The 13,136-nt window shown below is 62.1% G+C and carries 10 protein-coding genes and 1 pseudogene; 4 read left to right on the forward strand and 7 right to left on the reverse strand.

Features of this window, described 5'->3' with window-relative positions:
* Positions 1-61 precede the first annotated feature (61 nt).
* Positions 62-883 carry an alpha/beta fold hydrolase gene (locus NCT03_RS10790; RefSeq protein ID WP_244826023.1) on the reverse strand — a complete coding sequence of 274 codons (822 nt, stop codon included), beginning with the start codon at positions 881-883 and terminating at the stop codon, positions 62-64.
* Between the two features lie 287 nt (positions 884-1,170).
* Here NCT03_RS10790 and NCT03_RS34080 point away from each other — a divergent pair.
* Positions 1,171-1,269: pseudogene (locus tag NCT03_RS34080) on the forward strand (DegT/DnrJ/EryC1/StrS family aminotransferase); the annotation flags it as partial.
* A gap of 154 nt (positions 1,270-1,423) precedes the next feature.
* Here the strand turns inward: NCT03_RS34080 and NCT03_RS10800 are convergent.
* Both NCT03_RS10800 and NCT03_RS10805 read right to left on the reverse strand, forming a co-directional pair.
* A complete protein-coding gene (locus NCT03_RS10800; protein WP_244826025.1) occupies positions 1,424-2,506 on the reverse strand; it encodes a glycosyltransferase family 4 protein in 1,083 nt (360 codons plus the stop codon).
* A complete protein-coding gene (locus NCT03_RS10805; protein ID WP_250465390.1) occupies positions 2,507-3,754 on the reverse strand; it encodes an oligosaccharide flippase family protein in 1,248 nt (415 codons plus the stop codon). It lies immediately after the preceding gene.
* A gap of 397 nt (positions 3,755-4,151) precedes the next feature.
* On the opposite strand from NCT03_RS10805, the gene NCT03_RS10810 reads away from it, so the two are divergent.
* Positions 4,152-5,333, forward strand: coding sequence for a glycosyltransferase (locus NCT03_RS10810; RefSeq protein ID WP_250465392.1), 1,182 nt, complete (start codon positions 4,152-4,154; stop codon positions 5,331-5,333).
* An 81-nt stretch (positions 5,334-5,414) separates the two neighbouring features.
* Here NCT03_RS10810 and NCT03_RS10815 read toward each other — a convergent pair whose 3' ends face one another.
* Positions 5,415-6,554: an acyltransferase family protein gene (locus NCT03_RS10815; protein ID WP_250465395.1), complete on the reverse strand. Its 1,140-nt coding sequence runs from the start codon at positions 6,552-6,554 to the stop codon at positions 5,415-5,417.
* A 463-nt stretch (positions 6,555-7,017) separates the two neighbouring features.
* On the opposite strand from NCT03_RS10815, the gene NCT03_RS10820 reads away from it, so the two are divergent.
* On the forward strand, positions 7,018-8,496 hold the full coding sequence (locus NCT03_RS10820; protein WP_250492636.1) for an O-antigen ligase family protein: 1,479 nt from the start codon (positions 7,018-7,020) through the stop codon (positions 8,494-8,496).
* Positions 8,497-8,516: 20 nt separating this feature from the next.
* On the forward strand, positions 8,517-9,719 hold the full coding sequence (locus NCT03_RS10825; RefSeq protein WP_250465398.1) for a glycosyltransferase: 1,203 nt from the start codon (positions 8,517-8,519) through the stop codon (positions 9,717-9,719).
* Between the two features lie 7 nt (positions 9,720-9,726).
* On the opposite strand, the gene NCT03_RS10830 is transcribed toward NCT03_RS10825, so the two are convergent.
* From NCT03_RS10830 to NCT03_RS10840, 3 genes are all read right to left on the reverse strand, one after another.
* Positions 9,727-10,185, reverse strand: coding sequence for a hypothetical protein (locus NCT03_RS10830; RefSeq protein ID WP_244826034.1), 459 nt, complete (start codon positions 10,183-10,185; stop codon positions 9,727-9,729).
* Between the two features lie 130 nt (positions 10,186-10,315).
* Positions 10,316-12,049: an FAD-dependent oxidoreductase gene (locus NCT03_RS10835; RefSeq protein ID WP_244826035.1), complete on the reverse strand. Its 1,734-nt coding sequence runs from the start codon at positions 12,047-12,049 to the stop codon at positions 10,316-10,318.
* Positions 12,050-12,433: 384 nt separating this feature from the next.
* The gene (locus tag NCT03_RS10840; RefSeq protein ID WP_250465400.1) at positions 12,434-13,069 is read right to left on the reverse strand and encodes a DapH/DapD/GlmU-related protein; all 636 of its coding nucleotides are present in this window, start codon (positions 13,067-13,069) and stop codon (positions 12,434-12,436) included.
* Positions 13,070-13,136 lie beyond the last annotated feature (67 nt).

Genomic DNA, 13,136 nt, shown 5'->3' on the forward strand with positions numbered 1-13,136 from the left:
ATCCGAATGGCCAACGCGTAACGCGTGACTCGCCCGCAAGAACGAGTCACGCAAAGCCTGTTTAACTCTCGATGAAAGCCAGCAAGTCCGCATTCACCTTATCCGCCTCGACCGTGCACATGCCGTGCGCGCCGCCCGGATACACCTTCAACGTCGCATTCTTCACGATCTTCGACGCCTTCTCCGCCGCCGCGCCGATGGGCACGATCTGGTCGTCGTCGCCATGCAGAAAGAGCGTGGGCACGTCGAACTTTTCGAGGTCGGCCGTGTAGTCCACTTCCGAGAACTGCTTGATGCACTCGTAATGCCCCTTGATGCCGCCGCGCATGCCCTGCAGCCAGAACAGGTCGCGCACGCCCTGCGAAATCTTCGCGCCTTCGCGGTTGTAGCCGTAGAACGGCATCGTCAGATCCTGATAGAACTGCGAGCGATCCGCCGCCACACCCTGGCGTATGCCGTCGAAAACGTCGATCGGCAAGCCGTCCGGATTTGCCTCGGTCTTGAGCATGAGCGGCGGCACCGCACCGATCAGCACGGCCTTGGCCACGCGCTTCGTGCCATGTCGGCCGATGTAATGCGCGACCTCCCCGCCGCCCGTCGAGTGGCCGACGAGCGTGGCGCCCGTGATATCGAGCGTGTCGAGCAGCGCGGCGAGATCGTCGGCATAAGTGTCCATGTCGTTGCCTTCCGACGGTTGATCCGAACGACCGTGTCCGCGACGGTCGTGCGCGATCACGCGGTATCCCTTGCCCGCGAGGAAAAGCATTTGAGCGTCCCAGGCATCGGCGTCGAGCGGCCAGCCGTGCGAGAACACCACCGGCTTGCCGCTGCCCCAGTCCTTGTAATAGATGGAGGTGCCGTCTTTCGTCTTGATCGTGCTCATCGTGTGGAACTCCTCGAAAATCCAACAATTGGGAGAAGCGCGGTTTCCGCGCTGCAGCCTGCGCCAATGGCGATGCCTATCACGCACGCGCGCGATGTCTGCAGTGAAGTGTGAAGCGATTGTGTGACCGGCGGACGTGATACGAACGGCAAAGCGCCGCATCCGAAGCGCGTGCTTGCCGAAGCCTGGAAGGGATCGAGGCGATGGCGGTCCGGACAGCGACCGTGGCGCAAGCCCTCAATTGATACGCGAAAAATTATGAGTGCGCCAGTGTTGAATCGACGGGAGTGGATATGGACCGGCTTTACGCCATCGCGCGCGCCCACAAGCCGCGCGTGATCGAAGACGCGGCGCAGGCGTTCGGTTCGAGCTCAAACGGCAAGCGGTCGCGTCTTCCGGATTCGGGAGGGAAGGACAGCGGCGCAATGGCCGCTTGCACGCAGAAGATGTGAAAAAACCTCGGCGCGGCGCCAGGTCGAACATCACGCCGGCGCAATGCTCGACAAACGCCCGCCGCGTCAAGCCATCAACGATGAAACCTCAAGCCGGCGCGGCCCCACGCGGCAGCGCCTGCGTGACCTGACGCGCCACCGCGAGATATCGCGCGGCGGTATCGGCGAGCGTGAGCCCACCAAGCGGACGATGCGAGCGAGGCTCGGTCAGCGCACGCACGAGCGCGTCCGCATAAGCGTCGATATCGTCGGGATCGCAGAGATGCACGCCCGGAAAATCCGCCGCGAAGCTGAACGGCCGAATGGTGCTCGCCACCACCGGCACGCCGGACGCGAGCGCCTCCAGAAACGCGATGCTATGCCCTTCCGAACGCGACGGCATGGCGAACACGTTCGACGAGAACAGCAGTTCCGCGACATCCGAACGCGGACCTTGCAGACTCACGCGATCCGACAATCCGAGCTTGGCGATGAGATCGCCGACCGCCGCGTGATACGCCGGATCTTCGATCACGCCGCACAACAAGAGCCGCGCGGACGGCACTTTCTCGACGACGCGCTGAAACGCATGCACCGTGGAAAGCTGGTTCTTCACCGACGTATAGCGGCCGATCTGCACGATCTGCGCTTCCTTTGTCACGCTGCCGGCCGGGCGCTTGCCGAAGCGCGCCATGTCGACGCCATTCGGAATCAGCGTCATCGAAGGATGACGGCCCACCGCGTCCACATAATCGTCGATATTGGTCGGCGACACCGCGATCACCGCGCGCGCCCGCCGCGACAACAGACGTTCGACGCGCCTGAAGGCTTCGCTCTCGAAGTCGTTGGTGGCCGAGTGCATCACATAGACGATCGGCACGTTGAGCGGCAGCATGCGCGCGTAGAACGCGGGAATGGTCGCGTGCGCGAAGAGCACGTCGGCGCGCGCGTCCTTGATCGTGCGATACAGATTCCACAGCTTGCCGAAGCGCCCGTACATGCGCTCCGGGAACAGACACTCCACGCCATTCGCGACGAGTTCCGCCTTGAGCGCCGTGAAATCGTCGTGCGCCGGCACGAGTGAGGCCACCGCCACCGACTCGCCGCCCTTCTGCTGATGAATCGCCAGATCTTTCGCGAGCACTTCGGCGCCGGACAGACGCGGTGCAAGTACGAGGTGAACTATGCGCATTCAAGCCTCCCTGACGATACGAAACAGCATCCATGACGCCGCGGCGCCGAGACCGAGCGTCATGGCCCAGGCAATACCCGTCACGCCCCACAGGTGCGTCGCGATGGGCACGGTCACGCACAGCACGATGGCCTGCACGATCGACGCGTGCGTCGCCACCTTGGGCATGCCGACCGCGCGCAGCCACGACACCAGCACCGCGATGATCGCGCCGATCGCCATGTTGATCACGAAAATACGGAAGAGCGGCACGGCCGAAAGCCATGCCGGTCCGAGCACGAGATTGAAGAGCGGCTCGGCGGCCAGACGCAGCACGATCACGAGCACCGTGAGCCCGACGCCCGCGATCAGCAGATAACGCGTGAAGAGCTTGCGCGCGCCTTGCGTATCGCGCCGGTGATGCTCGGAGAATGTCGGAAACAGATACTGCGACATGGCGATGGCGGCATCGGCGAGGAGCATCTGCGCGAGCTTCGACGACATCTGATACGCGCCCAGTTGCATCGGCCCGAGCAGCTTGGCGACGACCACCTTGTCGAACTGATTGAGCAGCAGATTGACCACGCTGCCCGCCCAGATCCAGCGGCTGAAACCCACGTAATGCGAGATGCCCGCAACCGACAAGCGCAGCGGCGGACGCGGCGACATGCTGCTCCAGGTGAGCGTGGTCTTGAGTATCTCGCCGGCGACGAGGCCGATCAGCACCGAGTAGGCGCCCGCGCCCGAGAGCGCGCAGATGAGGCCGACGGCGCAATCCGTGAAACTCGCGGAACACTCGACGCCCGCGAGCTTCTGGAAGCCGCGCTGCCGCGTCACGATGAAATACGCGGGCGATGCCACGCCACGCACGATCGGCAACACGGCTGCAAGCAGGATCAGCCCGATCGAGCCGCTCATATGGAACTGGCTGCTCATGAACGGCGCGAGCACCGCGAGCAAGAGACCGATGAGCACGCCGCGCATCGCGAGCGTGGACCACACCGCGCCGAGCTCGTTATGCGTGGGCGCATCGCGGCCTTGCACGACGGCTTGCGCGAGCCCGGTATCGGACAAGGATTCGGCGATAGCCACCGCGAGCAGCGCGATGCTGACCGCGCCGATTGCCTCGGGTCCGAGAATCCGGCCGATGGCGAGAAACTTGACGGCGACGAAGCCGCGCACGACCACTTGCTGCAGAAGCACCCAGAATGCGGCGTCCTGCTGGAAACGCCCGCGCGCCGGTATGAAAGGTAGCCGGACAGATCTCACTCGAATTCCCCGCGCTGCTGTTATTTCGTTGGCGTGGCGTTCGCGCTTGAGGCCTGGCGCGCTCGACCACCTTGCGCGTCGCGCAACGCTCCCATTCCGGACGACGGGTGCGCGCGTGACGCCGCTTCTTCTTCAGGCGACTGTGCCAAAAGTATCGTGGCAGCGGTTGCGGCGGACGACAACGCGTAGTTGAAATCGGCCCGAAATGGGTGTCAATGCGGGTTGACGAATTTCAAAGCGTGTCCCCGCACACAGGGCGTACGCGGAAAAACGCTGAAATTTGGCCGTTGCGTACGCAGTGGCGATGCTAACGTCGGTTTCGTCGGCGTTATGGCGTGGCGCGAGCCATCTCGCGCTCAATGTGCGTTCACATCTGCCGGATGCAACGGTGAAATCAATGGCGAAAGATCAAGTCCTCATCATCGAGCCCAATTTCAGCGGGCATCGCTGGCGTTATGCCGAATGGGCCGCGAACGCTTACATGGAAGCGGGGTATCGCTGCATCATCGTGACCGAGCCTGGCAACGCGGCGCATCCGCTCGTGAAGAAGATTCAGGAGCAAGGCGGCGACGCGCTCGAAGTCATGATGGTCGCGCCGCCCGTGCGTCATGGGCGCGGCCTGCACTCGGTCAGCTACGTGCGCGCGCATCAGGACTTCAAGCATTTCTTCGATACCGCGAGCCGTGGGCGTTCCATCGCGCTCGTCGTGGTGCCTTACGTCGATTACTTCCTGCTCGCTTTGCCGTTCCTGCGCTCGCCGTTCGGAAAGACGCCGTGGGTCGGCATCACGATGCGTTCGAATTTTCATCATCATCTCGTGGGTGTGCGCGCGCCGCGCCGGCCGCTCGTGAATGCGGTGAAGGGAAGACTCTTTGCGCGCGCCATTCGCGTGGGCGGCATGAAGACGCTGCTGACCATCGACCCGACCTTGCCGGACTGGTGGAAGCGCAACGTATCCACCGCGCGCTACACGACCTCGATCGAATATCTCGCCGATCCGTTTCCCGACGCACGCGCCGCCGAGCCCTCAGCGGCTCGTGAGCGCCTCGGCCTGTCCGATGGGCTGCATGTGCTCGTCTACGGTGCGATCAACGAACGCAAGGGCCTTTTCGAACTCATCGAAGCGCTCGCGCAACGCCCGAGTGCGCAGTCGCCGACGCTCGTCATTGCCGGCGCTCAGGACGAAGACGTGCGCGCTCGGCTCGCAACGGCAATCGCAAAGTTGAAGGCGCCCGTGCCCGTGGTGTTCAACCGCTTCATTCCCGCCGAGATGGAGCTGGATCTCTTCTCGGCCTGCGATGCCGTCTGGCTCGGATACAAAGGGCACTACGGCATGAGCGGCGTGCTCGTGCAGGCGTTCCGCTTCGGCAAGCCGGTGATTGCCACGGCGGATGGCTTGATCGGATGGTTCTGCCGCACGGGAGAGCTTGGGCCTGTGGTCGACGAGCTTTCGCCCGCTGCGATCAATCAGGCGCTCGACGATGTGCTCGCACGACGCGTGGCGCCGTTCGCTTCGGGGCATCTGCTGGAGCGCAACACGCTTCTGCAATTCAAGGAGACGTTGCGGCAGGCGGTTTGATGGCGTTTTGCGGTGCATCAACGAGAGAAGCCGCCTTTCCTCACGAAAGGCGGCTTCTTTTTTCTTGCTCCCGTAAGCCAATCAAGCCTGCGGCTCAACCGCCGAAACCGGCACCTCCGCCTTCCGCTTCGCCGGAAAGAGCGCGTCCCGAATCCTCAAGAACGGAAACTCGACAGCGCGCGTGGTCACGTATCCTACGACGATGGCAATAGCGAACTGCGCGCCCATGATTGCGAACCAAGCGGGAATGGCCGGCACATGCAGCGCCGCGGCCCGGCGAATGAGCATGTCGCCCGGAGCCAGCGCCAGCGAATGCCAAAGATAGATGCCGTATGAATACACCCCGATCCATCCGATCACGCGATAAATCATGCTCTGCCTGGTCGACTTCGAATATTCGAGCGTCAGCACGATGAGCGCGCAGAATCCGATCGCCTGGATCGTATAGCCGATGCTCTGATCGAGCGCCACGTTGCGCGTTCCGAAGACGAGCCATAACACGACGCCGACGACCATCGCGATCAGCAAGTGCTTTTGCGCCGCAATCGAACGATAGATATTCGGCTTGAGCCAACGAACGGTCGCGAGCATCACGCCGAACAGCAAGCTGTCGATGCGGTACTGCGTATAGAAGAAGGTCTCCTCGAGATGCCCGTTATAAACCGCGATACTTCGTGCAACCAACACCACCACGCAGATCGATCCCAGTACGGCAAGAATAGTCTTGAAATCCGCACGCCACCGCGCCAGCACGATCAGAAGCAACGGCAGGAACAGATAGAAATGCTCTTCGACGGCAAGACTCCAGGTCTGTGCAATCGACGAACCAAAGAAGTTCTGCATGTGCGTGAGGTTCTGCACGAGGAAGGTATCGGTCGGATGCCGTCCCGCCACCACATGAAACAGAATCAGCGCGTAATAAGCAGGCCAGATCTTGAAGATCCGACGCACGATGAAGCGCCCCGCATCGATACGTTCCTCTTGCGCGTATTGCCTGAGCAGCAATCCGCCGACGAGATAGCCGCTCAGCGTGAAGAACAGATTCACGCCTTCGTGCCCGAAGCTCTTGAGCGGATACTCGATCGCCGCGATAAACGCGCTACCCGTGGGATACGAATGGAAGTGATATCCCATCACCGCGATGATCGCGAGACCCCGGATGAAGTCGAGCTCGATCGAGCGACTCGCTCCCTGAATGCGCGGCACGCCGAACAGGCTCATGTCTTCCCCCTTCTGCGAAGGTCTTTCTGTTGTAGTTGACGCCGCATTTGACTGTCCCGTCGACGGCGCGCGCACGCACGCTCGTGCACGAAGAACGAGCATCGCGGCTGTCCAATAATCGGTCCAGACTATCGTTGCGATCCGCCAGAATCGCGCAGTTAGCCGACATCGGCGAATCTCGTATGCGCGCTCGGCAACAATGTCTTTAAGCGCTCACGGCGAGCGTGGTGCGGCGCACATGGGCGTCCGTCGTTTCGCGCCTAACGCTAGTCGCAAAACGCCGCCGCGACGGCATGCTCGAAAACCCGCTGATATATTCGACCCACAAATACGGGGCTCCCGGAACCGTCGCATCCATCAACAGCATCACGAAACGAAACGCGACTCAGGCTTTCCGGGTATGCAGCGGCAGACGCCGCGAGGATATGAAGCTCGAAGAGCTTTGCGATCTAAAGAGAACGCCATGCGCAACAAGTTCGCCGTCGTCTGGATCTGGCTCTTCCTGCTGCCGCTCGCTTTCGACTTCAAGGCCGCCGAGACAGCCAGCAAGGCCATCCAGATTCTTCTCACCGTGCCTTCCATCGGCGCCGCCATCGCGCTTATGCTGATCGGACCGCGCTTTGCTTATCGCTCGCGGCTGCGCACGGTCATCACGTCGCTCTTCATGCTCACCATGGTCGGCAGTATCGCCACGCAGGTGTTGCAGGGCAACGACTCCGGCAACTACATGCGCGTGATTCTGCCGTTCCTCCTGATGCTGCTCGGCTATTTCGTCGCATGCCGTCCGTGGGACTCTCAGCGTCTCGAACAGATCGAACGCGCAATGTACTGGTCGATGATCGCCTCGCTCGTCTTCAGCTTCGCCTACGGCATGGCAACCGGCGGCGGCCTCGACAGCGTGCGCTTTCGCATCGTCTCCGTGACGTTCCTCTGCTTGCAAGGACTGTTGCTGCATGAGTTCGTCATCGCGCGGCGCGTCACTAAGTTCACCGCGTTGCTGTTTCTCGGCACCGTCGTGATCGAACTGCTCAGCGTGACGCGCAGTCTGCTCGTCGGCACCATCCTGCTGTTCATTTATGCGACCTGGCTTGCCGCGCCGTCCATCCGCCATCTCTTCACGGCCGGCTTGCGCGCGGTCATGATCGCGGCGCTTCTCGGCGCGATGGTGGCCGCGTCTGCCGCGTTCTTCCCCAGTGTTGCCGAGCACTGGGCGCAGCGCATGTCGTTCTCGAAAGACACGGAGTCCGGCCGCGATCCGACCACCATCACGCGCCTTGCCGAGATGAAGGATCAATACGATCAGACGATGGCCTCGCCACTCTCCGTCGCGGTCGGTCTCGGATACGGTCACGACTATCGCTATTCGCCGACGTATCTGCCGGACCTCGCCGGTCAGATGACCAAGAAGGATTTCTACGCGATCAAGGAATGGGCGGCCGGCCACAACTTCTGGGTCTATCAGTTCTTCGCGGGCGGCATCATGTTCGGTATTGCGTTGCCGATCGCGTTGCTGTGGGCGCTCTATCGCGGCTCCATGGCGTATCGCGCATGGAAGCATCGCGCGCCGGATGTGATGTATCTGCCGGTGCTCGGACGCGCGTTGCTCGTGGTCGCCTCGCTGCCCGCGACGTCGGTGGGCGGCAATCCACTCGGCAACCGTTTCTCGGGCATCGTGTTCGGCGTCGCGCTCGGTCTGCTGGTCGCCGCCTATGCGCGCATCGCTCATGCATTGCGCACGCGTGCGACTGAGACGGCGGCGCCGCGGCCATCGTTCAGAAGTCCCTTCGGTCCCGTGCATCCCGACATGCAGCCGTTTTTCGAGCCCACGCCCGATGCCTTGCCGACGCACGCATCGCACGCACCGGGCCTCACGCATGGTCATCATGACGACGGCCGGCGCGATTCGCCGCCGGGCGCGAGCACCTTCGCGCCGTCCGCCTGACACGAGCCATTTCATACGCCATGAAGATTCTGCATCTGCTTTCCACTGTCGATCCACGCGCGGGCGGTCCCATCGAAGGCGTGCTGCAAAGCGGCATCAGCATGCAGACGATGGGCCATGAGATCGAAGTGGTCTCACTCGACGCACCCGATGCACCGTGGCTCGCGAGTTTTCCCCTGCGTCTTCATGCGTTGGGTCCGGTGCGCGGCTTCTACGGACTCACGCCGAAGCTCGTGCCGTGGCTCAAGGAACACGCAACGCGCTTCGATGCCGTGATCGTCAACGGTCTCTGGCAGTATCACGGCTACGGCACGTGGAATGCTCTGCGCGACAGCAGCGTGCCCTATTACGTGTTTCCGCACGGCATGCTCGATCCGTGGTTCAAGCGCACGTATCCGCTCAAGCATCTGAAGAAAAGCCTCTATTGGCCGTGGGCCGAATATCGCGTCCTGCGCGATGCGCGCCGCGTGCTGTTCACGACGCAGGAAGAGCGACTGCTTGCACGCGAGTCGTTCAAACTGTATCGCGCGAATGAGGAAGTGGTCGCGTTCGGCACGCGCCCGCCGCCCGCCGATTCCACCGCGTTGCGCGAAGCGTTCCTGGCGAAGTTTCCGCAACTCGCGGGCAAGCGCACCATTCTGTTTCTCGGCCGTATTCACGAGAAAAAAGGCTGCGACTTGCTGCTGAAGGCGTTCGCCAACGTGCGCGATATCGACACGAACGCGCATCTCGTGATGGCCGGTCCCGACGACGGCGAGTTCGCCGCCAATCTGCGTACGCTCGCCAAGGAACTTGGCATCGAGACTCGCATGACGTGGACCGGCATGCTAAGTGGTGACTTGAAGTGGGGCGCGTTTCGCACGAGCGATGTCTTCGCGCTGCCTTCGCATCAGGAGAACTTCGGCATTGCGGTTGCGGAAGCGCTGGGTTCGCGCTTGCCGGTGCTGATCTCCGACAAGGTCAACATCTGGCGCGAAGTGAAAGAAGACGGCGCGGGAATCGTGACGACCGATACCGTCGAGGGCGCCGCCGATGCGTTATCGACCTGGCTGCGCATGGATACCGCCAAGGTCGAAGCCATGCGCGAGCAAGCGCTCAAGACCTTCATGCAACGCTTTCATGTCGACGCCATGTCGAAGGATCTCGTCCGCGTGCTGCGCGAAACGGCGGGACCGCGCGGCGGCAGGACCGATGCCTTGCGTTTGAAGCGGCAAGCCGGTTGATGCGTGCTTATTTCGCGACCAGATTGGCCTTCAGGTAATCGACGAAGCCGTTCTGCGTGGCGATGATCTTTTCCGCGCAGCCGTTGTAGTCCGAGCCCACGGTGCGCTCTTCGCCGTACATGTCGCGGCATTGCGCATATAGCACGATGGTTGCGCCACTGCCCTTCGCCGTGCGCGTCGCCGAATAGACCGGCTTGCCTGAGCCTGAAGGCATGTCGGTGTCGATCGCGACATCGTCCGCGCGCAACAGACGTTCCTTCGAACTTTTTTCCACATACGTCTTCGTCAGCTTCCAGGCCGCGTCGCATTGCGCCGCGTCGTTGCATTCGACGGTCGCGTTGCGCTGCGCCTCTTCGAGCGATTGCTCGGTGCGCGTGAAGCGCCCAGCCTTCTGCGCTTCGGTTTCGGAGAACGAGCAGGCTACGAGCAAGAGCTGGGCAAGTGTCAGGGCGATAAGCAGTTTCACGAGCGATATACCTAAAAAAGCCGGGTGTGGACGGCGATTATAGCGATGCCCGCTCGCACGCATCAAAACGAAACGCCGCCGGTCCTCGACGACCGGCGGCGTTTTGCGCTTCAGGTGCTGCTGCCCTGCCTCACGCCTTGCTCAGATCACCCGGCATATGCATGGCCGATGCGGCCATCGGCATTTCCTCGGTGACGATACCCTTGAGCGGCGTGCCGGACGAAGAGACGAGCGTCGCTGCCGGCGTGCTTTCATCGTTCTTCAGCATGCGGCCGAGATGGCTACCGAGACGCAGGGTCATCGCGGCGATCGTGATGGTCGGGAAGTTTGCGCCAACCGTCGGGAACACCGAGCTGCCCGCCACATACAGGTTGCTCATGCCGTGAATCTTCAGGTTGCGATCGACCACGCCTTCCTTTTCCGAGTCGTGCATGCGCGTCGTGCCCATGTGATGCCATGTGCCTTCGAGCTGCGCGGGCCACGGCTTGCCTTCGAGCGGCTCGTCGAGCTCCACGTCGGCCACGCCGCCGCGCTTCAGTTCCTCGGCAAGAAGCGTCACCGTGCGATCGAAGGTGCGCTTCACGAGCTCGGTCACTTGCCAGTCCACCGACACGCGATTCATTCCGAGCGCGTCTTTCTGCGCCGAGAGCGTCACGCGGCTGTCGCGATTCGGCTCCGCTTCCACGATCGTCTGAATCTTCACTTCGGTGATGAGCGAACGCGGTTGCAACAGACGCGCAAGACCGAAGCACGCGGTATCGACGGGATGCGCCATCATGGTCATGAGGTCGCCCGCCATGCTGTAGCCCGGCTGATCCTTCTTGAGCATGGCCTGTTTCGCGCGGATCAACGCTTCGGAACCCTCGGTGTTCTCACCACGGAACACCGAATAGAACCACGAGCGCGCGTTCAGGAGCTTCTCGCGTTCCAGCACGGACTGCGTGAGCGCGAATTGCGAAGAGATGAACGTACCGTGCGCCGAGACCGCCTTGTTCTGATAGTGATACTTGATGTCGTAGAGCTTGTTGCGCGCCCATTCCTTCTTGAAGTTCACCTTCGCCGACATGATGCGCGGATGGTCCATGAAGTAACGGCCCACCAGATCGTTGCCGTTGCCGAGACCCGCCTTCTGCACCTTGTTCGACGACAACAACAGACGCGCGTTTTCGATACCGCCTGTCGCGAGCACGAAGACCTTCGCGCGAATCGCAAAGCGCCGGCCGCTGATGGTGCCGATATCGATCTTCGTGACGGTGCGTGCGTCGGTGTCGGTGTCGATGTTCATCGCGTTCGCGTACAGCATCACGCGCACGTTCTTCGCATCGAGCAGATGCTTGCGATACACCTTGCCGAAGCGCACCGGCGGGCTGAACTGCGAGATCGTGTCGCGCACCTTGCCCGTCGGGAATGGATGACGCTTGACATCCGAACGATGAATCGCCGCTTCCCAGTAGGCCGGATCGAAATTATTCTCGCCGAGCTGCAGCAGTTGATGCGTGCGCGCATAGTAAGGGCGCAACTCGTCCAGGCTGAAAGGCCAGCCGCTGTCTTTCACCCAGTCGCGCTTTTCGAAATCCCACGGATCGAGCGGACGGCACCAGCCGCCCCAGCAATTGCTGCTGCCGCCGAGAAAGCGGCTGCGGCAACCATCGGCGAACTCGTACGGCACGCCGACGTTCTCGCCGCGATACAGATCGCGCGTTTCGTCGTCCGCTTTGTACCCGCCGCTTTCCAGGAGGCACGCGTCGATGCCCTGCCTTTCGAGTTCGAGCGCCAGCGTGATGCCGGCCACCCCCGCCCCGACGATGCAGACCGTGGTATCGATTACCGCGCCTTGCTCTACGCTTCGGCTGTCAATGAACATGCCCCGTGCTCCTTCTTACTCGTGCTTAAGCGGTGTGCCATGTTGCCGGCAATGCACCGCGCCCCTGACCCGTTGTCCAAACGCCGCATCCGGTTGCGAGGCGTCGCTCGTCTTGGCGACGCATCTTCTTGCCGGATTCGAACGATCCCGACGGCGCCCTGTACGCCATATACGCGCTATTCGCGCTTGTTCGCGTGTGCTGCCGCAGGGCTCCGCATGAGCTTGCAAGTCTCCTTCGCTGTCGGTTCACGAAAGCCCGCCGTGATACGCGGCATCACATGCCCGCATCACGCCGCGCGCGCTTTGTCTCCGTGCCTCAGATGTCTTGTGCTTTCAAAAACGACCGGGCCGCGTCGATCACGAAGCGCGCGACCGCGATAAAACTCATGCAGGGAAGCGTTTTTTGATGAAGCGCACTGGGTTGCCGCCATACACGCCTTCCGCATCGAGCGAACGATGTACGACGGAAAGCGGTGTGACGACTGCCGAGCGCCCGATGGTCACGCCCATCTGCACCACGCATTTCGAAGTGATCCAGACGCCGTCTTCGATCACGATCGGTGCGACCTGCAAGTCCATGTTGCCGCCCACGTCGTGCGAGCCGGTAGTGAGAAACGCGCCCTGCGAGATGCAGACGTTGGAGCCGATGCGAATCGTGGTCTGGTTGTAGATCCAGGCATCGACGCCGAACCAGCAGTTGTCGCCGACCTCGAGATTCCACGGCGCCTTCACGCGAATGGGATGCGGCATGCGGCAGTTGCTGCCGATACGCGCGCCGAATGCGCGTAGAAGCGCCACGCGCACAAACGAGACCGGAATGAGCTTGTTATTGATGAAGCATGCTTCGATGAAGAACCACACGAGCTCGGTCAGAAAGCCGCGCTTCGCAACGAAGTTGCCGGGACCCGCGAGCGACAGGTCGATGACCTTGCCCGACGCCGTCGCGCGCCGTGTGGCAGTCTCGCCAGCGTTGCCATTTCTGGCCGCGCCGATGCCACGCTCTTCGATCGCTCTGTCCATTAGGAACCCCCGCCCCAGTCACTCCGCTTCACTACTCGCCCAGCTGCCCGCATACTGCCGATTCATT

It is taken from the genome of Caballeronia sp. GAWG1-1, from assembly GCF_023631465.1.
GTDB lineage: Bacteria > Pseudomonadota > Gammaproteobacteria > Burkholderiales > Burkholderiaceae > Caballeronia.